The organism is Halomonas sp. 72 (assembly GCF_052379785.1).
Lineage (GTDB): Bacteria > Pseudomonadota > Gammaproteobacteria > Pseudomonadales > Halomonadaceae > Vreelandella > Vreelandella citrativorans.
Window position 1 is genome coordinate 1 of the sequence record NZ_JBQSYY010000022.1, and the last position, 26,518, is coordinate 26,518.

A 26,518-nucleotide genomic window follows, 5' to 3' on the forward strand; every position below is an offset into this window, starting at 1 on the left:
ACTGGTATATCGCGCTAACACCTTCACCGGCTTCCATAGCGATCATGCGCTTAGCGTCTCCAACGCCTGTTCAATAAGGCTTAGACCTTCTTTTAATATTTCTGGCTCGATGGTGAGCGGGGGTAATAAACGTAGAATATTGCGTTTGCGTCCGCTGGGCATCAGCAGAACGCCAGCGTTACGTCCGGCGGTCAATAGCGCCGTCAGATGCTCGGCACCTGTGGCATTTTGCGTATCGTTAAAAACAATACCCCGCATTGAGCCAATGCCCGTCATGGCTCCCAGCATAGGAAAGCGGCCGCTTGACTGCCACGCCTGGTAAGCCTCAACTATCAGTGCTTCCTGCCGCTCTCCCCAGCTGGCAAGCTCCTTCTCCTGCATGATGTCCATGACGGCCAGTGCGGCTGCGCATGCCACTGCATTGCCTGAGTATGTGCCACCCAGCGCACCTTTGGGTAACGCGTCCATCAGCTCTACCCGCCCCGCTAACGCCGCCAGTGGCAACCCCGAGGCGATGCTTTTGCCCATCAAAAGAAGATCTGGCTCAACGCCTAAATGTGAAAAGCCAAAGCGCTTACCACTACGCCCGAATCCTGATTGAATTTCGTCAAATATCAGTATGATATTGTGTTGATTACAGATTTCGCGCATTGCCTTGGCGAACTGAGGGCACAGTAGACGAAAACCACCTTCTCCCTGGATGGGTTCGACGATCATGCAAGCCACTTCATCGGCAGGTATTTCAACTTCAAATAGCCGTTCCAGCGCGGCCAGCGCCTGTTCATCAGTCACGCCGCTATCACGGCTTGGGAACGGCAGATGGTAAACTGGGCCCGGCAAGGCGCCAAGACCCGACTTGTACGGTTTCACTTTGCCATTTAAGTTCAAGGCAGCCAGCGTTCGACCATGAAAAGCGTCGTCAAAGGCTATAACTGCTTGTCGTCCAGTGACACCCCGGGCAACTTTAAGAGCATTTTCAGTTGCTTCCGCACCACTATTGGTGAGCATACAAGAGAGCGGATAAGAAACCGGTACAAACTGGTTTAACGCGTCGACTACCGACAGGTAACCGCGATGTGGCACTGCGTTAAATGCAGAATGCATTAACGTTTCTACCTGGCTTTGAACGGCTTCCACTACTGCCGGATGGCTATGACCAAGGTTAAGAACACCAATACCGCCGATAAAATCGATATAACGCTGCCCCGATTCATCCCAAACCTCCGCATTACGCCCACGGGCTATACAAATCGGGTGCAAAACGCCTAACGCAGCACTCACATGAGAAAGTTCCATCGCCATTATTTTCCTGCCGTTCAGGGGTGAATGGCGTTATCAAAGCAAATTACCAGACAAGACCACAAACGAAAAAAAACGTTTAACGCATGCCAAATTGGAATGCATAAGCAGACAAGCACGCACTTTAAACCGTCATATCGAAAGGCAGGCCAAAAAAAGGAATGGATAACGTTTATAAAATGGCAGAGCAACGCTACAAGCTTTCCAGCAAACGCAGGATCATCTGCGGCTGCTGGTTGGCCTGGGCGAGAATCGCCATGCCCGCCTGCTGGAGAATTTGTGCGCGGATCAAGTTGGAAACTTCCCGAGCGTAATCCGCATCCTGAATGCGCGACTGGGCCGCTGATAGATTGACGATATTGTTGTTGAGCCCGTCGATGACGCTTTCAAAGCGGTTTTGCATCGCGCCAAAGTAGCTACGCTGACGATCCACCCGCTTAATGGCGTCGTCCATCGCCTCCATCGGGTTGGGCGTTGCGGTGTCATCCGAAAGCACGCTGAAATCACTCAGCCCCAAGGCATTACGGCCCATGCCTTCCATACGAATGCTGATGGTATTGCCTGAATTGGCCCCCACCTGGATAGTGAGATCGCGCTTCTCGAACAGATCAATACCGTTGAAGTTACTTTGCCCGGCAACTCGGTCAATTTCGTCCAGGAGTCCGTCGATCTCGCCCTGAATGGAAACGAGATCATCATTGCTATTAGTACCGTTAGCGGCCTGCACGCTCAGCTCACGAATGCGCTGCAAATTATCATTGATCTGATTCAGCGCGCCTTCGGCCGTTTGCACCAGCGAAATTCCGTCATTGGTATTACGAATGGCCTGATTCATGCCGCGGATTTGCGCGTTCATACGATTGGCAATCGCTTGCCCGGCCGGGTCGTCCTTGGCGCTATTAATACGCAAGCCCGACGATAGCCGCTGCATAGAGGTCTGAATCGCTTGCTGACTACTGCGCAAATTGCTCTGCACCCGTAGCGAGGTCACATTGGTATTTAGGCTGAACAATTCAGGCCCTCATTAAGTGCAAGGCGCAATACGCAGGTCTGACTTGCCAATTAACAACGTCAGTGACGTATTTATCGGCCTGAACGGGTAAAGCATTAATTATTTTTACCGCTCATGCTTTATCGTTAATGAGCGCCCACTAGCGGCCAACACTTCATCAATAGGGAGCCTGACGTAATCATACTCAAGGTATCCCTGATCCATTAACTCGCCATTCCACGCCACAATATCCAGATCCATGGTGCGTGGGCCTGATTTATTCAGACCTCGTACGCGACCCAAGCGGTTCTCGACCGCTTTTAAATACAGCCGAAACGCTGCATAGGGAAGCGGCGTGCGCACCAATAGCGCGGCATTGAGAAAATCGGCCTGCTGTAAAAAGCCAACAGGGGAGGTACGGATTGGCTGAGAGTGCGTGACCAGGTCGCATTCGCTGTTTAAAAGAGACAACGCTCGTGTGACATTCAGCTCAGGTTCAATATTCGAGCCTATCGAGATGAGGCATTCATGCAGCCGTGTATCTCGCCCGGCTCGTAACGCCGTTGTTGACATAACGATTACTCAACTAGAGAGAAGTCGAAATATTCTTAATCACTGTAATGATCATACCTCAGACTAGCGCTATGCTCTAAGTGTGCAAGCAACCAAACAACTAATAACAAACGCAAGATAAACGAAGCACGCCATATAATGATTAAAGACAGGGATAACAATGACGACTAAAGCAGCATTAGTGACCGGGGGCGCTACCCGTTTGGGACGGCATTTTTCAGAAGTGTTAGCAGATGCAGGTTACGACATTGCACTTCACGTTAATAGCTCACGAGATGAAGCTGAAGAGGTAGCACGCACGATCCGCAGTAAAGGGCGCGAGTGCGAAATACTACCCTGTGATTTTTTGCACGACCCGCTGGATACACTGATTGAAGCCGCCATGCGGCGCTTTCCGTATTTAACGGTGCTGGTTAATAGCGCCTCCACGTACCAGGCCGCCCCCATTGCTCAAACGGACATGGCACTCCTCGAGAGGCAGTTTCGCGTCAATCTATTTACCCCGATGTTGTTAATTCAGCATTTTGCTAACGCGGTGTCTAAAGGCTGTGTGGTGAATATCATTGATAATAAAGTGGCCTATCATCAGTACCCTTATGCGGCATATTTGTTGTCTAAAAAGGGGCTGAAAGAGATGACCCAAATGGCCGCACTCGAATTCGCGCCACATATCCGGGTCAATGGTATTTCTCCCGGCGTAGTACTGCCCACTTCCCAGCGTAGCCACGACTATATTGCATGGCGTCTGGAAGGCATTCCCCTTAACCGGCGGGGAACGCCCACCCACTTAACAAAGGCGCTGTACTACCTGCTGGAAAACGATTTTGTTACCGGCCAAGTGTTATGTGTCGATGGCGGTGAGTCGATCTACCTGGAAGGTCGGCATTCGGAGAACTATCTAGAGTGACAACCAGATTAACAGCCGTTCCAAGAACATTTTTAATAACGTAGAACGCAGTGGGGCCGCCCAAAGGCGGCCCCAAAATGCAAGGTAGGTGTGCTAACACTCAAGCATTAGACATCGTCACCTGTGGGTAGATTCTGATCAATCGTCTCACTCGTTTTATCTTTCCGGCGAGGTGAAAAACGGTCATCTACCTCACTTTCAGCTGCCTTTGGCTGCCCAGCAGGGCTACCATCGATAGTGAAGTCCTGCTGCATAATGCGTAGGTTGGCAGGCGGCGCTGAACCGGACTTGTCCTGGCCGAAGTACATCGTGGTATGCGGGAACGGTATCTCAATGCCCGCCTGATCAAAGCGCAACTTGACCAAACGGTTATAAGCCCGACCAACACCCCACTGATCGCCCGGGGTGGTTTTGATAACCACACGAATATTGACAGAACTGTCACCCAGACTTACAACACCGGCCACGGTTAGATCGGCAAGGATCTTATAGCCATGCTCTTCGCTGGTTTTCAGGTCATTAAAGGCAAGCTGGAGCTGCTCAATCGCATCATCAATGCTCTCACGATAAGCAATGCCGTACTCACCGACATGGTTACCGTAGTCGCGCATGTAGTTAGAAACGGTGTCAACGCTTGAGAAGGGAATGATGTGATAGGTGCCCGAAAGGTCCCGAATGCCTACCGAACGAATGCTTAATCGTTCTGCAGTCCCGGTGATGCCCCCCAGCGTTACCACATCGCCTGTATTCATGGCATTCTCGATCTGAATGAAGACCCCGGTAATAACATCCTGTACCAGCCTCTGCGCACCGAAACCAATAGCTAAACCCAGTACCCCGGCACCGGCAATCAGCGGGCCGATGTTAATGCCGATTTCGGACAGTAGGATCATCCCGGTAATCGTGAGCATGGCGATAGCCAGCGCGTTGCGGAACAGGCTCAGCAGCGTTTTGGCTCGAGGAGAGGGCTCACCACCGCCGGTTTCCGGGTTGAGCTTATGCTCAATCAGGCTCGCAAGCCCTAACCACACGCCCAGCGCAACAATCAGAATCAAGGCAATGCTGACCAGTCGCCCTACCAGCATCGTTCCGCGTTCAGAAGCGTACCAATTGGCTAAATTGAACGCACCCCAGGCATCCAGCACCACCATGATAACGACGACCAGGATGATGGTGCGTAGCACACGCAGCGCGTTGGGAACGTAGCTGTTAAGACGCGGCTCAAGCAGCGGCAGCTTACGACGCAAATCGTCCGACAAGCGAATGCGATGCCCAATCGTTTGGGTCAGGAAAGTCGATACCAGAAGCCCTATCACCACCGCAGCCAATGTTTTCAGTGTTGCAAAAAGCACGAAAGGCAGTGCATCGCCAGGACGCGTCAGTATCAAAACGAAGACCATTAAGAAGTAGGTCAGCGCAAAAAAGTGCCAGGTACGTGCAAAGAGCTGAAGCGATACACGGCTTGCCACCATCGACGTATTGGCCGCCGCATCATTCAAGTGCCCCCGGATGCGAATACGGTTCTTGAGCACCACACTGACCGCATAAACAAAGGCCACAATCATAATTAATGTGCCAGCCGCTTGGCCTACGCTGGCAGCCAGGTAGAAATTGATCAGCGGCACGGCAACCATTAGTCCGTAACCGACCATGCCGATAAGACGTGCTATCCAACGGTTCCAGTAGGAGGCTTCACCGGTTGAAATTGGCAACAATCGCAGGCCTTCGTAGTGTGAGGAAAACAGCATCCGCATCACTGCTTTCATCAACTCAATGACCAGGAAAGCATTGAGAAACAGCGAGGCCCGTGTGGAAAGCTCGCCCGTTTCACCAATCGCGAACGTGGCCACCAGGTTACCGCCCACGTACGCAAGTCCCACCAATATAAAGTCAATAAGTGCCGCAATAATGACGCAGCAAATCAAGCGCAGCACTGGCGTCATTCCGGTGCCATTGAGCGACCATTTGCTCACCCGGGTAAAGGCAGACTTGGCCATCCGACGCAGTGCGAAGAAAATCACGAAGGTCGCAACGATCACGAGGCCCAGATTAATCGCGGCCTGGACGAAAGCTGACGAATCAAAAGCACTCGCGCCTTGCCCGGTAAACAGGTTACCCATGATGGAAAAAGCTTGCTCAATCTGCAGGCCAATATTACTGACAACATCGCTTGTCAGCTCTGCCAACTGGCGTGGCAATGAGACATCCTCTGGAGCCAAATCGCTTCCTTGAGCGGCGGCTTCAGGGGATAACTCAGCCTCTAAACCGGCGGGCAACGCGGATGCCTGTTGACGTAATACATCAATTAGCTCTTGGCGCGACTGCTCATTTTCGAGGAGATCAGCAAGTGCTTCGTAAGAAGCGGGCACTTCCGCTGGAGGCGATGCACGATCACTTTCGACCGTCGTCGTTTGGGCTAATACCGGCGTGGCAAAAAACACAAGCAGTGTCATTAGCCAAATGCCTAGCCAGGGAAATATACGTAATGGCGTCACGCCTTAACCTCCATTTAGATAAATGCTTTATTAAATTTAATTGTTAGCCCGCTTTATGCAAACACAAATGTGCTCACCGAGCATGTTGATAACATACAAAGCCCACAGAGTAACATGGGAACATAAGATGATTTGACCGTTAACACTACGAATATGAGAAGTAGCAGCGCGTTACTTAATTTGACAAAGCGGCAATAGCCACTGGTGTGCCAGAACCAGCACAACCGCGTAGCGGGCGCCTTTTGCAACTAAAATCCATAAAAAGGCACGCCACCAGGGAAGCCGAAACAACCCGGCCAGTACCGTCAGTGGGTCGCCCACCACCGGCAGCCAGGAAAGCAGCAGGCTGGCCTCGCCAAGCTTGTGGTACCAGCGCTCGGCCTGGGCAAGGCGTTTAGGCGATGCAGGGAACCACCGGCGATCCTGAAACTGACGTGCATAGCGGCCCATCGCCACATTGACCAGACTGCCCAGCGTATTACCAGTGGTCGCTACCGCCCAGAGTAAAATAGCCGGCTCCCCCAAACACCAAAGTCTGGCAAGCCAAACTTCAGAGCCGCCAGGCAGCAGGGTCGCACTAACAAACGCAACAAGGAAAAGACTCAGCATGTAACGGGTAGCCGAACGTTACTGCGGCACCTGCCCCCCAAGTTGAGCGGTAATTTCATCGGCGACCTGGCGCACCAGCTTACCCAGCGCCAGCAGGCGTGCTTCAGGGATACGCGCCATGGGGCCTGAAACAGAAATAGCCGCCAGCGGCGTGGCGTGCTCGTCGAAGATACAGGCCGCGACGCAATGCAGGCCAATGGCGTGCTCCTCGCGGTCACAGGCAAAACCTTGATCACACACCTGGTGCATTTCGGCGGTCAGTGCGTCTGGACTGCACAGTGTATTGTCGGTAACACGGGTGAGTTCACGGTTATCCAAAAAGCGAGCGCGTTCGTCAGTGGGCATCCATGCCAACAGCGCTTTACCCACGCCAGAGGCATGCAGCGGGGCGCGTGAGCCCAAGCGGGTAATCATGCGCATCATTTGAGGCGATTCGTGCTGGGCCAGAAATACCGCCGTATCCCCATCGCGGATCCCTAAATTGGCAGTCTCGCCGGTTTCAGCGGTTAAGCGGCGTAGAAAGGGGCGGCTTGATGCCACCACATCGCGAGCTTCTAAAAAGCTGTTACCGATACGGAAGGTTTTGACGTCAATACGCCATAAGCCCTGCTCGTTCTCCTGGCTAACAAACCCCTGGCTTTGCAGAGCCTGGAGCAAGCGGTGGGTGGTAGAAGGGGCTAACTCGGCTTTTTCAGCCACGTCTGACAGCGCAAGCCCTAGTGGGCTTGCCGCTAAAAACTCCAGTAACGTTAAGCCGCGTACCAGCGACTGGCTATGCCCGCCACTCGCTTTAGCGGCATTTGCCGGACGCCCGACCGTCCTACGCTTGGCTTCACTCACCCTGCTCTCTCCTAAAGGCGTAAAGAGTAACAGGATAACGTGCCGCAAAGGCCGCTGTCGCGTTTACGGAAACGAATTCCACTAATGGAGGAAGCTAGCGAATGGCAGAACATCGCTATAGATAGAAAACGGCCACAGGCGTGGCCGCCGACATTACGCCACTCCTTGGCGCCGCTATCAGGCCTTCTCGCGATGGTTATAACCCAGCGGATGGGGCTGGCCACGCTCTTTGGCAAGATCAATTTGGCGCTGACGCTCACGGGCGGCGGCGCGAGTTTTCTCGGGCAGCGAGTTGATGCAGTTTGGGCAGCTAATCCCAGGCTCGTAGGCTGATGACTGCATGTCGTCTTCGGAAATCGGCATACGACAGGCGTGGCACTGTTCGAACAGGCCTTCACTCAGGTCGTGACGCACGGTAACGCGGTTATCGAACACAAAGCACTCGCCACGCCATAACGACTGCTCTTCCGGGACTTTCTCCAGATAGTTCAAAACGCCGCCCTTGAGGTGGTAGACCTCGTCAAACCCCTCTTTGAGCATAAAGCTGGAGGCTTTTTCACAGCGAATACCGCCGGTGCAGAACATGGCGACTTTTTTATGCTTCTCTGGGTCGTAATGCTCACGCACGTAGTCGGGAAACTCACGGAACGTGGTGGTTTTTGGGTCAACCGCGCCTTCGAAGCTGCCAATCGCCACTTCGTAATCATTGCGAGTGTCGATCACCAGCACTTCGGGGTCTGAAATCACCTCGTTCCAGTTTTCAGGCTCAACATAGGTACCAACGGTGTTGTTAGGATCAATGCCTGGTACGCCCAGCGTCACGATCTCTTTTTTGAGCTTAACCTTGGTGCGATAGAACGGGGTTTCGTCGCAGTAAGACTCTTTATGGTCGATATCGGTCAAGCGCGGGTCAGCGGTCAGCCAGCCAAGCAGTGCATCAATACCTTCGCGAGTCCCCGCGACGGTGCCATTGATGCCCTCTTTAGCGAGCAGCAGCGTGCCTTTAACATCATGATCGACCATGGCTTGGCGCAGCGGCTCACGCAGCGCTTCAAAGTCATTTAACGTAACGAATTTATACAATGCTGCCACGACAATACGCGGCATATCGCCAGCTTCAGAAACAGGTGCAGACATAACAAGCTCCAGTAGTCACCCTCGTAAAGGGCGGACCGGGTTAATAAACGCGCATAGTCTAGCGCAAACGGCGCAGCGCTTGAATCCTGCCAGATTGACGCAGGTCACTCGCGGTTTAAAAATTCGTCGATTTAATCGACGTTATCGTGCAGAAACCTTCACCCCACGCCGTGCGGTTTCAGGCGTATATTGAGCGCATTCCTTCAACAGCTACTCCTTCAACACAACTGGGAGCACACCATGAAAATTCGTCGCGCGGATGAGCGGGGCTATGCAGACCACGGCTGGCTGCGTTCGTACCATACGTTCTCGTTTGCCAATTACCATGACCCCAAGCATATGGGCTTTCGCGCCCTACGGGTGATCAACGAAGACCGCGTCGCCGGTGGTCATGGCTTTGGTGCCCACCCGCACCGGGACATGGAGATTATTTCCTACGTGCTGGAAGGCGAAATGGAGCACAAGGACAACATGGGCAATGGCGAGGTCATGCGCCCGGGCGATGTACAGCGCATGTCAGCGGGCACCGGCGTTGTGCACAGCGAGTTTAATCACTCCAAAGAGAACGGACTGCACTTCCTGCAGATCTGGATTGAGCCCAAAGCGCTTGGCATTAAGCCCAGCTACGAGCAGAAAGCATTTCCAGCCGCAGGCCGCCAAAACCAGTGGCGCCTGGTAGCATCACAGCAGGGCCGTGAAGGCTCAGTGAGCCTGAACCAGGACGTTAATCTTTATGCAGGCTCATTTGATGCAGGCGACAGCGTCAAGACACCGGCTACGCGCTATGCCTGGCTGCACGTGGTAAAGGGCGCGGTCGAGGTCAATGGTGAACAGCTCAGTACCGGCGATGCCGCTGCGTTTGAGCCTGGCGACGCGATCAGCGTGACCGGCCAGGATACAAGCGAAGTACTGCTGTTTGATCTTGCTTAGCCCTTTTACTCAGTGCTACCCGCCTTAACAACCCAAACGGCCCCCTTTCGGGAGCCGTTTTTTTACGCCATCAGCCCAGTGTTTTGCGTTGTCACCAAGCCTCGCAGCTGCCAATCAATCCTAGCTATTGTGCGCTGAGTAAAGTGCACGGATTTTCAGCGTGTGCTCTACCTGCCTCAATGCTTCCAGCGCTTGCGGACCGTAAGCTTTGTCGACATCAATGACCACATAGCCGACCTTATCGTTGGTCTGCAGGTACTGGCCCGAGATGTTAATGCCGTTTTCGGACAGCACGCGGTTAATTTCCGACAGTACGCCCGGCACGTTGTCATGAATATGCAGCAAGCGGTGCTTATCGGGGTGGGCAGGCAGCGCCACTTCGGGGAAGTTGACCGAGGTGATCGTGGTGCCGTTATCCGAGTAGGTCGTCAGCTTTTCGGCCACTTCAATACCGATATTTTCCTGGGCTTCGAGCGTAGAGCCACCCACATGCGGGGTCAGGATCACATTTTCCAAACCACGTAACGGGCTTTCAAACTCTTCATCGTTGCCCTTGGGCTCCACCGGGAACACATCCACCGCAGCGCCATTGAGATGGCCTGCTTTGATGGCATCCGCCAAGGGTTCAATTTCCACGACACTGCCGCGTGAGGCATTGATGAAGATGGCACCTGGTTTCATCGCAGCAATCTCTTTCGCGCCAATCATCCAGCGGGTAGAGGGCAAGTCCGGTACGTGCAAGCTCACCACATCCGAGCGGTTTAACAGCTCTTCAAGGCTGGTGACCTGGCTTGCATTACCCATGCCGAGTTTGGTGATGATATCGTAGTAGATAACGTTAAAGCCCAGCGACTCGGCCAGCACAGAAAGCTGCGCGCCGATGCTGCCGTAGCCAACAATACCCAGCGTTTTACCGCGTGCTTCGTGCGAGTTTTTGGCTGATTTCAGCCAGCCGCCCTGATGAGCACGGGCATTTTTTTCAGGAATGCCACGCAACAGCATGATCGCTTCTGCCAATACCAGCTCAGCGACCGAACGAGTATTGGAGTAAGGCGCGTTGAACACGGCAATACCACGCTTTAGCGCCGCATTCAGGTCCACCTGGTTGGTTCCGATACAGAAGCAGCCAACGCCGACCAGCTTCTCTGCCGCTGCAAATACTCGCTCATTAAGCTGGGTACGCGAGCGAATACCGATGAAATGTACATCACGGATCTTTTCGATCAACGATGCTTCATCTAGCGATGTCGGCAGATGCTCGATATTTTCATATCCGGCATTTTGAAAATTGTCCACCGCACTTTGGTGGACGCCCTCGAGTAGCAGGATCTTGATCTTGCTCTTTTCCAGGGACGTTTTAGCCATGGCTGAATCAACCTCTATGGTCGGCGGCGTGCGCCGTGTATCGGTTCACGAAAAGGCCGTATAGTAGCATACCGCACGCCCATCAGGCCGATACGAACTGATGAAATGTGTGCGTTATCAAGATGAAAACAGTGCAAGTCATACGCACAAAGCGGCCTGGGGCAGACGCCACCCCCTGGCCTCGGTGTATACTGTGCGTTTGTCATGGCAGGCACACGCGCAGCCTTTTTGATGGGGCGCCAGAAAACAGTAGGCATTGACCAATGAGCGATACCACACCTTCACCGCAGGATTTTGCGGCCACGGTTGACCAGCTGGAAACCATCGTAGAACGTCTGGAGTCAGGCGAGCTCTCATTGGAAGATGCGCTGGGCGCCTTTGAGCAGGGCGTACGGTTGACGCGCGATGCCCAGCAACGCCTGGATACCGCCGAGCTAAAAGTCCGCGCGCTGAGCGAAGATAGCGAAGGCCGTTTAAACGTCACGCCGTTTGCTGATAGTGAATCGCCCAAGGATGACAATGACGAGGGTAAGGAGACGCCCCCATGGTAGCGACCAACGCTCCCTCATTGACCGCCTTACGTCAGGCCAGCAATGCCCGGGTAGACGCCACGCTAAACGCGCTTTTTGACGAGCGCGCCGTGGTACCGCGGCTTGATAACGCCATGCGACACGGTCTTTTAGTGGGCGGCAAGCGCTTGCGCCCGCTGCTTGTTTATCTTGCTGGGCAGGCGCTGGGGGCACGCGATAAAGACCTCGACGCGCCGGCCGCCGCCATTGAACTCATCCACGCCTATTCATTGATTCATGACGACTTGCCCGCCATGGATGACGACGATCTGCGCCGCGGCCAGCCCACCGTGCATATCGCCTATGACGAAGCGACCGCGATTCTGGCAGGCGACGCGCTACAAACGCTGGCCTTTGACGTGCTGGCACGCACCGCTCACCCGCGGCTTGGCAGCCTGATCACGACGCTTGCCACGGCGTCTGGCCGTGGAGGCATGGTGGCAGGCCAAGCACTGGACCTGGCCGCTATCGGCGGCCACCCTGACGTGGACGCCCTAGCGCACATGCACGCTCATAAAACCGGTGCGCTGATTGTGGCGGCGGTGCGTATGGGCGGGCTGATTGCCGTTGACGAGAGCGACCCGCGTATAAACGCCCTGACTCGCTACGCGCGCGCCATTGGTCTAGCCTTCCAGATTCATGATGATGTCCTTGATGTGACGGGTGACACCATAACACTCGGCAAAACATCCGGCGCTGACGCTGCGCGCGCCAAGCCGACGTATCCCAGCCTGTTGGGGCTGGAAGGCGCGCAACAAAAAGCGCGCACCCTGATTGACGAGGCCACTGCCGCTCTCGCCCCATTAGGCGAGCAAGCCGCCCCCTTGGCCGAATTAGCCCACTATATGATCGAGCGCGACCACTAGATGCCCATGAAGCTGTTCGACGAGATTCCCCGCGAGCGTCCGGCAACGCCGCTGCTCGACTCTTTTGATCACCCCGCTGCACTGCGGGCCATGAATACCCAGCAGCTTGCCCAACTGGCTGACGAGCTGCGTGCCTACCTGCTTTATAGCGTGGGCGTTTCCGGCGGCCACTTTGGCGCAGGCTTGGGGGTAGTAGAGCTGAGCGTGGCCCTGCACCACGCCTTTCATACGCCCAAGGACCGCCTGGTGTGGGACGTGGGCCATCAGGCCTATCCGCACAAGATTCTCACCGGCCGCCGTGAAGCGATGCTCAGCATTCGCCAGCACGGCGGCCTGGCGGCATTTCCGCGCCGCGCTGAATCCGAATACGACACCTTTGGCGTGGGCCACTCGAGCACCTCGATTTCCGCAGCGCTCGGCATGGCGTTGGCTGCTCAGGCCAAAGGCGATAATCGCCGCGTCTGTGCGATTATTGGTGATGGCGCGCTCACGGCGGGCATGGCTTTTGAAGCGCTGGCCCATGCCGGCCACGTCAACGCCAACATGCTGGTCGTGCTCAACGACAACGAGATGTCGATCTCGGAAAACGTCGGTGGCCTGGCGACGTACCTCGCCCGGATGATGTCGAGTAAGCCTTACCTGAAAATGCGCGAAGAGGGCAAAAAAGTACTTTCTCATCTGCCCGGCGCATTGGAAATTGCCAAGCGCACCGAAGAGCACATGAAAGGCATGGTCAGCCCCGCCACGCTGTTCGAGGAAATGGGTTTTCACTACATCGGCCCGATTGACGGGCACGACCTTGAGGCACTGACCGAAACGCTGCGTAACCTGCGCGATCTGGATGGCCCGCAGTTTCTGCATATCAAAACCTGCAAAGGCAAAGGCTTTTTACCCGCCGAGGCGGACCAGATTGGCTACCACGCCATCACCAAACTTGAGAAAGCCAGCGTGGCACCCACGCCGCCGCCCAAAGTGCCGTCCGCCCCCAAGAGAAAATACTGCAACGTATTCGGCGACTGGCTGTGTGATATGGCCGCAAGCGATTCACGCCTGATAGGGATTACCCCCGCCATGCGCGAAGGCTCCGACCTGATTCGTTTCTCCAAAGAGTACCCAGCGCGCTACTTTGATGTAGCCATTGCCGAACAGCACGCCGTGACGCTCGCGGCGGGCATGGCCTGCGAAGGCATGAAGCCGGTGGTGGCGATCTACTCAACATTTTTGCAGCGCGGCTATGACCAGCTCATTCATGACGTAGCGGTACAGGAGCTGGACGTCACCTTTGCCATCGACCGGGCAGGGCTTGTGGGTGAAGACGGCCCCACTCACCACGGCAGCATGGATTTGTCCTTTTTACGCTGCGTACCCGGCATGGTCATTCTGGCACCTGCCGATGAAGCCGAGTGTCGCGCCATGTTGAGTGCGGCCTATCATCATCCCGGCCCTGCGGCAGTGCGTTACCCGCGCGGCACTGGCCCCGGCGTGGAAATTCCTGAGCACCTGGAATCGCTTCCGATTGGCAAGGCGGAGGTACGCCGTCAGTCACAAAGCGATGGCGTGCGCATTGCGCTACTCGCGTTTGGTAGCCTGAACACCGCAGCCGCTGACGTTGCCGAAAAGCTCAACACCACGCATATCAATATGCGCTCTATCAAGCCGCTGGACCGCGACACGGTCCTCCACGCGGCCGACGAGCATGAGCTTCTAATAACCCTTGAAGAGAACGTCGTTGCGGGTGGCGCGGGAAGCGCTGTTAACGAACTGCTCAACGCTGAAGGAGTGCAGGTAGAAGTGCTCAATCTCGGCCTGCCCGACACCTTTGTAGAGCACGGCACACCGGATGAATTGCTGCGGGACTGTGGTCTGGACGCAGAGGGCATCGAAGCCGCCATTCGCCAGCGGCTGCCTTCACTCTCAAGTTAAAAGCAACACCGTGACTGATCGACAAGCACACTCAATAGCGAGATAAGCGCCGCCCTATTACGGGCGGCCATCGCAAAGCAAGTGCCAGACAATGGGCGCCAAGCCACCGGGAAAGAGATGCTGGTTTAAAAACCGAGTTCATCCAGCAAATCATCCACCTGGTCCTGCCCTGACACGGCATCTACCTTGCCTTCACTTACCTGCGGGCCATTGCGCAGTTTGGCATGCTCATCGCGATTATCATCAATGTTCACCCCATCGGTGACGTTAGGAACATTGTCGACCAACACTTGAACAAGCTGCTCTTCAATTAGCTGGATGACCTCCATCATCTTCTTGATCACCTGGCCGGTTAGATCCTGGAAGTCCTGAGCCATCATGATTTCAAGCAGCTCTTTCTGCGTAGACCCCGTGGCGGTCGGAAGCGAATCACTCAAATAGAGCTGCGTGTCCTTGATAAGCGATGGGTCGCTTTCTACAACGGCTAGAGCCGCCGCTGCCTGCCAGCGCGTATTAAGCGCGGCGCCCTCCTCCTCAAGCTTGTCTTGCACGGGTTGCGCACGTTCAACGGCATTCAGTGCCCGCTCAGCCGCCTGTTCCGTCATTGAGGCCACATAGTTAAGCCGGTCATTGGCATCGGGTATGGCCTGCGCTGCCTGGCTGATCTGCTGATCCAGGCCCAGCTCCTTCATGCTATCCCGCAGCAGGCGGGTCAAGTGGCCTATACGATGCACCATCTCATCATTACTGTCTTTTTTACCCAGCACCGACGGCATGGTCGTGTCGTGGGCGTTGTTAACAGTGCTCATGACAATCCTCTTGTGGAAAAAACTTGTTGAATGTCGCTGTTGATGATCTGGTCACCATCAATATACGTATCCGCTATGGTTTTCAGACAGACAAGCGTTAAAGCCCGTTAACTATCTTCGGCGTACCCTCCTAAAACTTGAGCGTTTGCTTTATTTGAAAGCCCTTGTCTGGCGCTTTTAGACCTATTCAACGGATGGGATCACTCACGCAGCGCTAGCACGCGCCACCCAGCTTGGGAAAGAAGTAGTGCGAGGTGATCCCATGGCTGCCGTTATGCAGCATTTCAAGCGGCTTTTACCCCGTTCTCGAAGATCTCAAACCAGGAGTTCTATATCAGGGTCGCCCTATGTGCAGCCGGGGCAATCGAACCCATCGGGCTGATTGAGTTTAAACAGTGAACGGGCACGGGCGTTGGCCGCCTGCCGGGTTGTGATACTCAAAAACCCTGAGATCGTGTACCGTAGAGTTTTTTTGGGGCACTCGTGTGGAACGAGGGCATTGCGCTTCTCCAAACAAAAGGGCAGAAAGCCTGGCAACAAAAGTTAGCACGCTTTCTTTTACCGCCTTACGCAGCGAAAAACGCCGTTTGGTCAAGCGACAATAGCTTAAAATGCCGCCCTCAGCTGCAAACCCACGACTTCTGACGCTTAGAGAGAGCCATGTTACTACTGATTATATTTTTTGCCCTGGTGGGTTATGCCATCGGCGGCGCCACTGGCCTGTTAATTGGCGGTGTACTGGGCTGGTGGCTAGCACGACGCCTCGCCAAGCGGTTAAGGGAGGCGCGCATGCGCCTTCAAGAAGGCTTTTTAGAGTCGATTTTTTCCGTTATGGGCTGCCTTTGCCAGGCCGATGGCAAAGTGACCGAAGGCGAGCTTAGCGTTGCCGAAAAGCTGTTTGACCAGATGCATTTGCAGGGGGCGCAGCGGGCCAAGGCACGCGCTGCCTTTGAGCGAGGCCGTGCGGATAACTTTGATCTGGACGCTGAGCTTGCCAACGTCGGGCGTCTAACCCGCCACCAACCGGTTATGCGCCAAGTGTTTTTACAGGTTCAGCTGTCGGCTATCGCCGCTGACGGTGTCTTGCATCCTGAAGAGCATGAAATGATCGTGCGAGTAGCGCGGGGTATTGGCTGTAGTGAAGCAGAGGTACAGCAGATTGAAGCCATGCTGCATGGCGCAGCCGCCAACTCCCAAGGAGCCAGTGAAGAGGCGCTTAAGGACGCCTACCGCGTGCTGGGTGTGAGTGAAGAGGCAAGCGATGCCGAGATCAAGAAAGCCTACCGTCGCTTAATGAGCCAAAACCATCCGGATAAGCTGGCCGGTAAAGGCTTGCCTGAAAGCATGCGTGAAGTGGCCCAGGCGCGCACCAGTGAAATCGGCAATGCCTACGAACGCATTCGCAAGGCGCGCGATAACCCAGCGTAAGCTGCTTATAAGATGAAGGGAAGGTCAGTCTAAGAGCACGCGGCCCCGCAAAGGCCGCGTCCATCACCCTGCCAATATCGACATCCTGACACCAGGCCGCTAAATTGAAAGCGTCTTCTTTTCGCCAGCCTCGGCTGGCACCTTGTCAGGAGCGCGCCATGATCACGCTATACACCTATCCCCGCTCACGCTCGCTACGTGCCGCTTGGACGCTTGAAGAGCTGGGCCTTGAATACCAGTGCCAGCATGTTGCGCTGGAGAAAGGGGGAGGCCAAACCTCGGCGTATCTGGCACGTCATCCGGATGGCAAAGTACCGGTGCTGGAGGATGGCGAACTTACCCTGTTTGAATCGTCGGCCATTTGCCGCTACCTGGCCGAGCACTACGGTAACGGCAAACTACTGCCGACTAACGCCGCCGAGCGTGCCCAGGTCGACCAGTGGTTAAGCTTTATTGTGACCGAAATCGAACAGCCGCTCTGGACCCAAGCCAAGCACACCTTTGCGCTACCTGAAGACAAACGCGTACCGGCCGTGATTCCTACCGCAGAGTGGGAGTTTCAGCGCGCATTGGGCGCTCTTGAACGCCGCTTTCAGGGCCAGGAAACGCTGCTTGGCGGCGATTTCACCTTGGCCGACCTGTTTCTCACCCATACGCTTTCCTGGGCCATTGGCATGCAGCATCGCCTGCCCGAGCCATTCTTGATCTACCACAAACGCCATACGCAGCGCCCGGGCCTGGCAAAAGCCGGTGAGCGCGAACAAGCTGCCGCTCAGTAAGCCAGCACCGCGTTTTACACCGTATGAGGCAGTACCGCTGCTACTACTGCAAAGTAGTGGCAGATGCTTCCTCCCACCACAAAGAGGTGCCAAATAGCGTGATTGTAGGGAATCGCACGCACGGCATAGAAAATTACGCCCACCGTATACGTAATGCCGCCCGCGGCCAGTAAGGCGATGCCGGTTACCGAGAGCTTCGCCGCCATTTCTTCTGATGCCAGCAGGATCATCCACCCCATCAGCAAATAAATAACCACGCGGAAAATCGACAGCCGCTGCGGCCACAGCAGCTTGCAGGTAATGCCTATCAGCGCCAGCGACCACACGGCGGCAAACAGTGCCCAGCCCGTTGGGCCGCGCATATTCACCAGTAAGAAAGGCGTATAGGTGCCTGCAATCAGCAAGTAAATCGCGCAGTGGTCCAACAGTTGAAAGCGCTGCTTCCAAAGCCGATGCGGGATACCGTGATAAAGCGTAGAGGCGGTATATAGCAATACCAGCGTCATGCCGTACAAGCCAAAGCTTGTCAGTTTCCATGGGTCTACCTGAGCAGCAATGCTCGCCATCACCAGCAGTACCACTGCCCCAACGATGCTTAGTAATGCGCCCACCCCGTGGCTAATACTGTGTAAGCGCTCTTCTAACGCGCTGAACTCTTCAGACTTGACGCTGGCTGTGTGGCTCATATCCCCTCCACCGAGTGTTAACGGTCATGAATGGCAGCGAACAACGCGGCTAACCTGGATAATAGAGTTCTGGATAATAGAGTCATCACCATAGCGCTGAAATATGACAAAACCCAAACGCGGAAAATAGAGCGCTTGGGGTTTGTATGGAGCATGTCAAATAGGTGGATAGGGCAGCGCGTTTTCAATTCCACGGGGCGCTTCAAATCCTGCGGCGGCTCCACGAGCGCTTTCCAGGCCTTGGGGAAAGCCGCTGCGGTGGCTGTAATCCGGCGTGATACCCGCCTGGTAGGCATGCCGCTTGGTTAAGGCTTGGGCGCAGCAGATATCCACGGCGGTCATCATGCCGGCCGCTGTCAGTGCCCAACAAACGTTGACGCGCTTGGGATTATGCCGATCCTGCAAGACATAGGTGAGTGCGGCAAGGTCAAGCATGTCGCCGCCTACCCGGCTCCAGATCGACGGTGCGGGGTTGTCGGAAAGTGCGCCAATGCCGCTGATCACTCCCCGAGCGCCACAGGCGCGAATTTTATTTTCATGCCCGCGCAACCCCAGCTGTTCACCTAGCTTATGCGGTGCCAACAGCTGGTAAAGACCCAAGCCCAAGCTGAGCCAGCCAATTCCACGGGCGACCTTGTCGGCCGTGCTGAGTGAGCGGGTCATGTTGTTTGATTGATGATATTGATGATGCATGGCTACCTCCATGGCGTGTTGTTCAAGGCTTGAGAATCACCTTGACGCAACCATCCTGTTTATCGCGGAAGGTTTTATACATTTCAGGGCCCTGGTCCAGGCTCATTGAGTGCGTAATCACAAAAGAGGGATCAACTTGCCCCTCATCGATTCGCCGCAGCAGATCATCCGTCCAGCGTTTGACGTGGGTCTGGCCAGTCCGCACGGTGAGCCCCTTGTTCATCAGCGCGCCCATGGGAATTTTATCGACCAGGCCGCCGTATACACCGGGGATAGAGAGAGTGCCCGCCGGGCGGCATACATAGATCATTTCACGCAACACGTGGGCGCGGTCCGTCTCCATCATCAGCGTTTGTTTGACTCGGTCATAGGCGGAGTCCAGCGAGCGCGTGGTATGCGCTTCAAGGCCGACCGCATCAATACACTTTTCCGGGCCTTTGCCGTTGGTAAGTTCCTGCAGGCGGCCAAGCACGCTCTCATGATCAAAATTAATGACGATTGCCCCGCCCGCTTGGGCCATGGAGAGACGTTCAGGCACATTGTCGATGACCACGACCTGGCGGGCGCCCAGCAAAACGGCACTGCGAATACAGAACTGGCCAACCGGCCCCGCTCCCCAAATAACGACCGTATCAGTGGGCTGAATATCGCACTGTACGGCCGCCTGCCAACCGGTCGGGAAAATATCCCCTAAAAACAGTACCTGCTCGTCGGTGAGCGTATCGGGAACCTTGATATGCGTGGTATCGGCAAACGGCACGCGGACAAACTCCGCCTGGCCGCCTGCGTAGCCGCCGGTTAAATGTGAGTAACCAAACAGCCCGGCACCGCCGTGGCCAAAAGCCTTATCAGCCAAGGATTTATTACGGTTAGAGCGCTCGCAAACCGAGTAGTTGCCGCGCTGGCACTGCTCGCATTCGCCGCAGAAAATAGTAAACGGCACCACCACGCGGTCGCCAACTTTAAGCTTCTTGTTAGCGCTGCCCACCTCCATGACTTCGCCCATAAACTCATGACCAAGCACGTCACCACATTGCATACCGGGGATAAAGTGATCGTAAAGATGAAGGTCGGAGCCGCAGATGGCGCAGCTGCTTACATTGATAATCGCGTCGCGGGGGTGTTCTATTTCGGGATCAGGAACTGTGTCGTAGCGCACGTCGTTTTTGCCGTGCCAGCAAAGTGCTTTCATGATTGCTCCTCCTTACTCTTTTACAGATAATTAGCATCCTGCTATGTATCAACACCGATCTGTACCAATATCGGTTTGTATCAACATAGCTCAGACGCTAGGCAAAAAAGTTTAAGAAAAAGCAATTTTTCGAGGTTTTAGCGGCAATAAAGCGTTATTTCAGCCCTTTCTTTCAATATCGACATCGCTTGCCTGAGTAAAATCACCCAGCGCCATCATATGGCCAAGCTTGCCTGCCTTGGTGGCAAGGTACTGTTCATTGTGTGGATTTAAACCGGTAGTGATGGGCAGCCGTTCGACCACATTAACGCCATCCCGGGTCAGCGCATCCACTTTACGCGGATTATTGGTCATCAGCTTAAGCGCGGTGACGCCCAGGTGGTTGAGCATCGGTACGCACAGGTCATAGCGGCGCATATCAGCGCCAAACCCGAGCTGTTCGTTGGCTTCTACCGTATCCGCCCCTTGGTCTTGTAGGTGGTAGGCGCGAATCTTGTTGAGCAGCCCGATGCCGCGGCCTTCCTGGCGCAGGTAAAGCAGTACGCCGCGGCCCTCTTCGGCGATACGCTTAAGCGCTTCCTGCAGTTGATAGCCACAGTCGCAACGCATGGAGAACAGCGCATCACCGGTCAGGCATTCGGAATGAACACGCCCCAGTACCGGCGCGTCCCCCGTGAGGTCGCCCAGCGTCAGGGCGATATGATCCTTACCGGTCGCGTTGTCTTCGAAACCGTGCATGGTGAACGTGGCCCAGGGAGTGGGCAGTTGGGAAGCAGCAATGAAGCGAATGGTCACAGGTTACCTCGCAGATTAACCAAACCAGTTAACCACAACAGTATGAGCAAAGTGGGCGGGTAGTTTATCAGGAAGCGAGCTATGCCTCACGGCTGTTACTCGCTAAAATTAAAGCAGAGAAGAGCAAGCGTGGCTCACCCTGTTCAGGCATATACATTTACCGCGCGTGGATTAAGATAGTACTACTCCACAGACAAGCCGTTTACCCGCAGCGTGATAACCGCTGAGACACCAGAATTTTCACCATCTGACGGAACATTATGCTGCTACTTATACTTATCACAGCGCCTTTTATCGCCAGCATAATGGCCGCATTAATGCCCGCCAATGCCCGTAATCGGGAAGCGTGGCTGGCGGGTGGCGTAACGCTTTTAGGGCTGCTGATTACCGGTTTTCTCTATACCCAGGTAGGCGCCGGGGAGGTTGTACGGAGTGAATTTGGCTGGCTACCCAGTGTCGGCCTAAACGTCGTATTGCGTATGGATGGCCTGGCCTGGTTATTTGCCATGCTAATCCAGGGTATCGGTTTGCTGGTGATTATCTATGCCCGCTACTACATGTCGCCTGCTGATCCCGTACCTCGCTTTTTTTCGTTTCTGCTCGCGTTTATGGGTTCAATGCTGGGGGTGGTGCTATCGGGCAACCTCATACAGCTGGTGCTGTTCTGGGAGTTAACCAGCATCACCTCGTTTTTGTTGATTGGCTATTGGCATCATCGCGCCGACGCCCGCCGCGGCGCACGCATGGCGTTCACCGTGACAGCAACCGGGGGGCTTTGTCTGCTGGTCGGTGTCTTGATGCTTGGCCATATGGTAGGCAGCTACTCGCTTGATGTTGTGTTGGCCTCGGGTGACCTCATCCGTAATCACGCGCTTTATCGGCCCATGCTGCTATTGGTCGCGTTAGGGGCGCTGACCAAAAGCGCGCAGTTCCCTTTTCACTTCTGGTTGCCGCATGCCATGGCAGCGCCAACACCGGTATCGGCGTTTTTGCACTCCGCCACCATGGTCAAGGCGGGCCTTTTTTTACTCATGCGGCTTTGGCCATCGCTGTCAGGAACGCCTGAGTGGAGCTGGATCATCATGGGGGCTGGCGTATGCACCATGTTGATTGGTGCCTTCACCGCTATTTTCCAACACGATTTGAAAGGCCTGCTGGCCTACTCAACCATCAGCCATCTGGGGTTGATTACCGTACTGCTGGGCATTGGCACCCCCTTGGCACTGGTAGCCGCGATTTTCCATACCGTTAACCATGCCACGTTTAAAGCCTCGCTTTTCATGGCCGCAGGCATTATTGACCATGAGACGGGCACCCGAGATATGCGCCACCTGCGCGGCCTTTATAAAGCGCTACCCTACACGTCCACGCTGGCAATCGTCGCCAGTGCGGCGATGGCCGGCGTCCCGTTTCTTAACGGGTTTATTTCCAAGGAGATGTTCTTTGCCGAAGCGCTAAGCGTTGGCTCCGCGCAAAACTGGGGGATGTCCATTGCGGCGGTGTTGATGGGGGTCTTTGGCGTTACGTATTCGCTTCGTTTTACCTACGTCTTCTTCGGCAAGCTGCCTGATGACTTGCCTCGCCAACCGCATGAGCCACCACGCTGGATGCGCTTTCCTGTTGAGTTTTTAGTGCTTTGCTGCCTGGTGGTGGGCATTATTCCAGGCCTGAGTATCGGCCCCTTCTTGCACGCTGCCGTCACCTCGGTATTAGGCGAGGCAACGCCCTACTACAGTCTCGCCGTTTGGCACGGTTTCAACCTACCTTTGGCAATGAGTTTCGTCGCGTTAATCGGCGGTGTGGCGTTGTATATTTGGCTGCGTGTCCGCTATGGGCTAATTCAAGCCACCCATGTTCCGTTGCTGGGGCGCTTTAACGGCAAGCAAGCCTACGAAAACACCATGCTGCGGATCTCATCCATCGCCTCGTTGCTGGAAAAAATACTCAGCACACGGCGCTTGCAGCCTCAGCTCTTGCTTATGGTGGTGATGCTTCTGGCGGTGCCCATTTTGCTGATACGCCCTATCTCGCTGCTTGCTCTGCCTGCCAATGGGGAATTCTCCTGGCTCTTTGCCGGGCTATGGCTGATGGGGGCGATTTGCGCTGTCGCGGCGGCCTGGCAGGCAAAATACCATCGCCTGGCAGCACTTAGCCTAGTGGGCGGTGTGGGCATTATTACCAGCCTGTCGTTTTTGTGGCTATCGGCGCCCGACCTGGCGCTTACCCAACTAATGGTGGAAACCATTACCACGGTGCTGATCCTGCTGGGACTACGCTGGCTTCCCCCGCGTATCACGCCGCGAGAATTGAACATTACCGCCACTAAACGCGCACTATTTCGTCGCTCACGCGATATCGTCATTGCGGTGTGTGCGGGGCTGGCAATGGCCTTAATCAGCTATACGGCACTGCTACGCACGCCTTCAGAAGGCGGTATTTCTGACTTTTTCCTTACCCATGCCTTAAGTGAAGGCGGGGGAAGTAACGTGGTCAATGTGCTGCTGGTCGACTTCCGCAATTTCGATACGCTGGGCGAAATTGCGGTGCTGGCCATTGTCGCCTTGACCGTTTACGCACTGCTGCGGCGCTTTCGTCCCGCCCCTGAAAGCCTGCCCATTCCCGCTCAACAGACCAACAGCGTTGACCCTGCGGCCGGGCAAACACCTATCCAGCAAGTGGCAACAGGCTATCTCAGGATCCCCAGCGTCTATTTACGCTTGCTGCTGCCCGTGATGGGCGTCATCGCGGCCTACTTCTTTATTCGGGGCCACAACCTGCCCGGCGGCGGTTTCGTTGCCGGTTTGATCTTTGCGGTTGCGATTATTGTTCAATACATGCTGGCCGGTACGCAGTGGGTTGAAACGCATCTACGCCTACGCCCTCACCGCTGGATTGCATTTGGCCTACTGACGGCCTGCGCAACGGGCCTGGGCGCATGGCTGCTGGGTTATCCTTTCCTGACCACCCACACCGCACACTTCACGCTTCCTGTGCTTGGCGAGGTGCACCTGCCGAGTGCATTCCTGTTTGATTTAGGTGTCTTTGGCGTGGTCGTTGGCTCCTCGATACTGATGCTTGTGGCGCTGGCACACCAATCCGTACGCAGCCACCGCTTACCCGCTACCACGGCGCCAGCGCCCCTCAACCCTCAACAGGAGACCCGCTAATGGAAGCTGTTATGGCCATGGCAATGGGCATCATGTTTGGCTCCGGGGTGTGGCTGCTGCTGCGTCCACGTACCTTTCAGGTCATTACGGGCTTATTGCTTATTTCGTATGCCGTTAATCTATTTATCTTCATCATGGGGCGTCTCTCCATCAACCAGCCCCCCTTAACGCTTGCCGAAGGCACTATTGATCCCGCTTTGTATGCCGACCCGATGCCCCAGGCGCTGGTCTTAACGGCTATCGTGATCGGCTTTGCCACCACAGCCCTTTATCTGGTGGTGATGATTGGTGCTCGCGGCCTTACCGGCACCGACCACGTTGATGGCAAGGAGCCCCATTGATGAGTCTTCCTTGGCTGCACCATTTAATGTTGGCACCTGTTTTACTGCCCTTGATATTCGGGGCAGGGCTGATCCTGGTGAATGAACGTCATCACCAAAAAAAGTTTTTTATTAACCTGGCCAGCACGCTGGCGATGCTGGCGACCTCTGTCGCACTGCTTTTGCTGGCGGACCACGAATACTGGCCCGATGGCATTGGCCTCTACCTCTCTGCTAACTGGACAGCCCCCTTTGGCATTGTCTTGTTGGTTGACCGGCTAACGGCGGTGATGCTGCTGCTTGCGTCAATATTGGCGAGCGCTTCTCTGATCTTTGCCATGATCCGCTGGAGCCGCATTGGTGTGCACTTTCACTCGTTATTCCAGTTTTTGTTAATGGGCATTAACGGGGCCTTTCTTACCAATGACCTGTTCAATCTGTTTGTGTTCTTCGAGGTCATGTTGGCGGCCTCGTATGGCTTGATACTGCATGGCTATAACAGCATGCGTATAAGAGCAGGCATGCAGTACATTGTGGTGAATTTGTTAGCGTCGTTTTTCTTCCTGATTGGCGTGGCCCTGATTTACGCGACGACCGGCACGCTAAACATGACCGACCTGGCGATGCGCTTGAGCATGCTATCGCCGGAAGACCTCATGTTGTTAAAAATTGGCGTGGTTATTCTGGCGTTAGCCTTTCTCACCAAAAGCGCCATGTGGCCACTGGGGTTCTGGCTGCCCACGACGTACTCGGCGGCCTCGCCGCCGGTGGCTGCCATGATGGTACTGATGACCAAAGTTGGCGTGTACGTGCTGATTCGGTTGTGGTTACTGCTGTTCTCGGAAGGCCCTGCCGCCGGTTTCGGCTTTGACCTGCTGCTCTGGGGAGGCCTTGTCACGCTTGCTTTCGGCACCATCGGTATTCTTGCAAGCCAGGAACCTGGCCGCATGGCAGGCTATGCGGCGGTCATCTCATCAGGCACGCTGCTGGCCGCCGTTGGTTATGGCCAACCGGCGCTTATCAACGTGGCGCTGTTTTACTTGATCAGCTCGACACTGGCAGTTGCCGCGTTTTTGCTGCTGATAGAGTTAATTGAGCGTATCCGCACACCGGGAGCCGCGATGCTGGCATTAACCATGGAGGCTTTCGCGGTGGAGGATAAGCCGGAGGAGCCCGTCGGCAAGGCGATTCCTGGCGCGCTGGCCTTTTTGGGGCTGGCCTTCGCCTGCTGCGCCCTGATTATTACCGGGCTGCCGCCGCTGTCAGGGTTTATCGCCAAATTCAGTCTTTTTCATAGGCTGTTGAATCCTACCGACCTGCTGATTGAGCGGGGAATCGTCACTTGGGTCGTTATTGCGCTGGTCGTACTTTCCGGGTTGGCAGGCATTATTTCGTTAATGCGTTTTGGGGTACGGACCTTCTGGGCTGTCCAGAACCCGGTCGCGCCTCATCTGCAGCGCTCCGAAGTCATGCCTGTCATCACCCTGCTACTGGCCTGCCTGCTGCTCACCGTTCAAGCAGGCCCGACGATGGCGTATCTGGAGCGCAGCACAGAAGCGCTCAACCAGCCTGAGGTCTATTTGAACCGTCTAGGATCAACCGCTGCGGTGGGCGGTACGTTCGGGGAGTCGGACCAATGACACTGCGCTGGCTTCCCTCTCCTGCCTTATCGGGCGCCTTGTTAATCATGTGGCTACTGCTGAATCAAAGCACTGCGCCTGCACAGGTGTTGCTGGGCAGTGTCCTGGCCATTGCCGCACCGCTGCTCGCCAGACCACTGCGCCCACTCGCCCCAGCACCACTGCGTAAACCGCTGGTGTTGGCACGCCTGCTGTTTATGTCGATGATCGAAATCATACGCTCCTGCTTTAACGTCAGCCGCATCATCTTGTTCAATGCCAAGGGTGTAAAATCACAGTTCGTCCGAGTGCCACTGGATCTTAAAGACCCGTACGGCCTGGCGTTGCTTTCGTGCCTGATCAATTCAACTCCCGGCACCGTGTGGGTAGAACAGCTGCCAGACTCTAATGATTTGGCGCTGCATGTGTTTGACCTCCACGATGAGCAGTGGTGGATCGACACGATTAAAACGCGCTACGAACAGCCATTAATCGAGATCTTTGAACATGAATAAAAGGCGCTCAG

At 55.2% G+C, this 26,518-nt stretch carries 24 protein-coding genes; 11 read left to right on the forward strand and 13 right to left on the reverse strand.

Translation table 11 applies throughout. The features are described from left to right. Positions 1 to 42: 42 nt before the first annotated feature. From ACT3T6_RS15605 to folK, 3 genes are all read right to left on the reverse strand, one after another. The gene (locus ACT3T6_RS15605) at positions 43 to 1,302 is read right to left on the reverse strand and encodes a 2-aminoadipate transaminase (RefSeq protein WP_226913509.1); all 1,260 of its coding nucleotides are present in this window, start codon (positions 1,300 to 1,302) and stop codon (positions 43 to 45) included. 190 nt (positions 1,303 to 1,492) lie between these two features. Then, positions 1,493 to 2,311, reverse strand: coding sequence for a flagellin N-terminal helical domain-containing protein (locus tag ACT3T6_RS15610; RefSeq protein WP_193054072.1), 819 nt, complete (start codon positions 2,309 to 2,311; stop codon positions 1,493 to 1,495). 105 nt (positions 2,312 to 2,416) lie between these two features. Beyond that, complete coding sequence (folK, locus tag ACT3T6_RS15615; RefSeq protein ID WP_193054073.1) at positions 2,417 to 2,863, reverse strand: 2-amino-4-hydroxy-6-hydroxymethyldihydropteridine diphosphokinase; 447 nt, start codon at positions 2,861 to 2,863, stop codon at positions 2,417 to 2,419. Between the two features lie 160 nt (positions 2,864 to 3,023). On the opposite strand from folK, the gene ACT3T6_RS15620 reads away from it, so the two are divergent. Then, positions 3,024 to 3,770 carry an SDR family oxidoreductase gene (locus ACT3T6_RS15620; RefSeq protein ID WP_193054074.1) on the forward strand — a complete coding sequence of 249 codons (747 nt, stop codon included), beginning with the start codon at positions 3,024 to 3,026 and terminating at the stop codon, positions 3,768 to 3,770. Positions 3,771 to 3,877: 107 nt separating this feature from the next. On the opposite strand, the gene ybiO is transcribed toward ACT3T6_RS15620, so the two are convergent. The 4 genes from ybiO to trhO all read right to left on the reverse strand — a co-directional run bounded on the left by ybiO (position 3,878) and on the right by trhO (position 8,851). After that, positions 3,878 to 6,265, reverse strand: a complete 2,388-nt coding sequence (gene ybiO / locus ACT3T6_RS15625) for a mechanosensitive channel protein (RefSeq protein ID WP_193054075.1) — start codon at positions 6,263 to 6,265, stop codon at positions 3,878 to 3,880. Positions 6,266 to 6,436: 171 nt separating this feature from the next. Further along, on the reverse strand, positions 6,437 to 6,874 hold the full coding sequence (locus ACT3T6_RS15630) for a YqaA family protein (RefSeq protein WP_193054076.1): 438 nt from the start codon (positions 6,872 to 6,874) through the stop codon (positions 6,437 to 6,439). 18 nt (positions 6,875 to 6,892) lie between these two features. Beyond that, positions 6,893 to 7,714 carry an IclR family transcriptional regulator gene (locus ACT3T6_RS15635; RefSeq protein ID WP_172116930.1) on the reverse strand — a complete coding sequence of 274 codons (822 nt, stop codon included), beginning with the start codon at positions 7,712 to 7,714 and terminating at the stop codon, positions 6,893 to 6,895. Positions 7,715 to 7,891: 177 nt separating this feature from the next. Then, positions 7,892 to 8,851: an oxygen-dependent tRNA uridine(34) hydroxylase TrhO gene (trhO, locus tag ACT3T6_RS15640; protein ID WP_193054077.1), complete on the reverse strand. Its 960-nt coding sequence runs from the start codon at positions 8,849 to 8,851 to the stop codon at positions 7,892 to 7,894. A 240-nt stretch (positions 8,852 to 9,091) separates the two neighbouring features. Here trhO and ACT3T6_RS15645 point away from each other — a divergent pair, with 240 nt between their 5' ends. Next, the gene (locus ACT3T6_RS15645; protein ID WP_172116928.1) at positions 9,092 to 9,781 is read left to right on the forward strand and encodes a pirin family protein; all 690 of its coding nucleotides are present in this window, start codon (positions 9,092 to 9,094) and stop codon (positions 9,779 to 9,781) included. Positions 9,782 to 9,901: 120 nt separating this feature from the next. On the opposite strand, the gene serA is transcribed toward ACT3T6_RS15645, so the two are convergent. Continuing rightward, positions 9,902 to 11,146 carry a phosphoglycerate dehydrogenase gene (gene serA, locus ACT3T6_RS15650; protein WP_172116927.1) on the reverse strand — a complete coding sequence of 415 codons (1,245 nt, stop codon included), beginning with the start codon at positions 11,144 to 11,146 and terminating at the stop codon, positions 9,902 to 9,904. A 263-nt stretch (positions 11,147 to 11,409) separates the two neighbouring features. On the opposite strand from serA, the gene ACT3T6_RS15655 reads away from it, so the two are divergent. Genes ACT3T6_RS15655 through dxs form a run of 3 tightly spaced genes read left to right on the forward strand, consistent with a single transcriptional unit; the run spans position 11,410 to position 14,504 of the window. After that, complete coding sequence (locus tag ACT3T6_RS15655; protein WP_193054078.1) at positions 11,410 to 11,697, forward strand: exodeoxyribonuclease VII small subunit; 288 nt, start codon at positions 11,410 to 11,412, stop codon at positions 11,695 to 11,697. Next, entirely contained in the window at positions 11,691 to 12,581 is an 891-nt protein-coding gene (gene ispA, locus ACT3T6_RS15660; RefSeq protein ID WP_193054079.1) for a (2E,6E)-farnesyl diphosphate synthase, read from the forward strand. The genes ACT3T6_RS15655 and ispA overlap by 7 nt, the downstream gene beginning before the upstream one ends. Further along, on the forward strand, positions 12,582 to 14,504 hold the full coding sequence (dxs, locus tag ACT3T6_RS15665; RefSeq protein WP_193054080.1) for a 1-deoxy-D-xylulose-5-phosphate synthase: 1,923 nt from the start codon (positions 12,582 to 12,584) through the stop codon (positions 14,502 to 14,504). Positions 14,505 to 14,629: 125 nt separating this feature from the next. On the opposite strand, the gene cheZ is transcribed toward dxs, so the two are convergent. Next, the gene (gene cheZ / locus ACT3T6_RS15670) at positions 14,630 to 15,313 is read right to left on the reverse strand and encodes a protein phosphatase CheZ (RefSeq protein WP_192527760.1); all 684 of its coding nucleotides are present in this window, start codon (positions 15,311 to 15,313) and stop codon (positions 14,630 to 14,632) included. Between the two features lie 660 nt (positions 15,314 to 15,973). On the opposite strand from cheZ, the gene djlA reads away from it, so the two are divergent. Together djlA and ACT3T6_RS15680 are read left to right on the forward strand one after the other, a co-directional pair. Next, on the forward strand, positions 15,974 to 16,741 hold the full coding sequence (gene djlA / locus ACT3T6_RS15675) for a co-chaperone DjlA (protein WP_193054081.1): 768 nt from the start codon (positions 15,974 to 15,976) through the stop codon (positions 16,739 to 16,741). 158 nt (positions 16,742 to 16,899) lie between these two features. Then, the gene (locus tag ACT3T6_RS15680; protein ID WP_193054082.1) at positions 16,900 to 17,520 is read left to right on the forward strand and encodes a glutathione S-transferase family protein; all 621 of its coding nucleotides are present in this window, start codon (positions 16,900 to 16,902) and stop codon (positions 17,518 to 17,520) included. Between the two features lie 14 nt (positions 17,521 to 17,534). Here the strand turns inward: ACT3T6_RS15680 and trhA are convergent, their stop codons facing one another. The 4 genes from trhA to ribA form a co-directional block, all read right to left on the reverse strand. Continuing rightward, on the reverse strand, positions 17,535 to 18,206 hold the full coding sequence (trhA, locus tag ACT3T6_RS15685) for a PAQR family membrane homeostasis protein TrhA (RefSeq protein ID WP_193054083.1): 672 nt from the start codon (positions 18,204 to 18,206) through the stop codon (positions 17,535 to 17,537). Positions 18,207 to 18,362: 156 nt separating this feature from the next. Beyond that, on the reverse strand, positions 18,363 to 18,899 hold the full coding sequence (locus ACT3T6_RS15690; RefSeq protein WP_193054084.1) for a hypothetical protein: 537 nt from the start codon (positions 18,897 to 18,899) through the stop codon (positions 18,363 to 18,365). A gap of 22 nt (positions 18,900 to 18,921) precedes the next feature. Next, positions 18,922 to 20,091: a zinc-dependent alcohol dehydrogenase gene (locus tag ACT3T6_RS15695; protein WP_193054085.1), complete on the reverse strand. Its 1,170-nt coding sequence runs from the start codon at positions 20,089 to 20,091 to the stop codon at positions 18,922 to 18,924. A 159-nt stretch (positions 20,092 to 20,250) separates the two neighbouring features. Beyond that, positions 20,251 to 20,886, reverse strand: a complete 636-nt coding sequence (ribA, locus tag ACT3T6_RS15700) for a GTP cyclohydrolase II (RefSeq protein ID WP_172116919.1) — start codon at positions 20,884 to 20,886, stop codon at positions 20,251 to 20,253. A gap of 260 nt (positions 20,887 to 21,146) precedes the next feature. Here ribA and ACT3T6_RS15705 point away from each other — a divergent pair, with 260 nt between their 5' ends. The 4 genes from ACT3T6_RS15705 to ACT3T6_RS15720 are packed head-to-tail and all read left to right on the forward strand — an operon-like array spanning position 21,147 to position 26,507. After that, positions 21,147 to 24,053 (forward strand): monovalent cation/H+ antiporter subunit A, encoded by a 2,907-nt coding sequence (locus tag ACT3T6_RS15705; RefSeq protein ID WP_193054086.1) that lies wholly within the window; start codon positions 21,147 to 21,149, stop codon positions 24,051 to 24,053. Continuing rightward, positions 24,053 to 24,394: a Na+/H+ antiporter subunit C gene (locus tag ACT3T6_RS15710; RefSeq protein ID WP_172116917.1), complete on the forward strand. Its 342-nt coding sequence runs from the start codon at positions 24,053 to 24,055 to the stop codon at positions 24,392 to 24,394. Before ACT3T6_RS15705 ends, ACT3T6_RS15710 begins: the two co-directional genes overlap by 1 nt. After that, positions 24,394 to 26,013 carry a monovalent cation/H+ antiporter subunit D gene (locus ACT3T6_RS15715; protein ID WP_193054087.1) on the forward strand — a complete coding sequence of 540 codons (1,620 nt, stop codon included), beginning with the start codon at positions 24,394 to 24,396 and terminating at the stop codon, positions 26,011 to 26,013. The genes ACT3T6_RS15710 and ACT3T6_RS15715 overlap by 1 nt, the downstream gene beginning before the upstream one ends. Then, the gene (locus ACT3T6_RS15720; RefSeq protein ID WP_193054088.1) at positions 26,010 to 26,507 is read left to right on the forward strand and encodes a Na+/H+ antiporter subunit E; all 498 of its coding nucleotides are present in this window, start codon (positions 26,010 to 26,012) and stop codon (positions 26,505 to 26,507) included. The genes ACT3T6_RS15715 and ACT3T6_RS15720 overlap by 4 nt, the downstream gene beginning before the upstream one ends. The last annotated feature ends 11 nt before the right edge of the window (positions 26,508 to 26,518 follow it).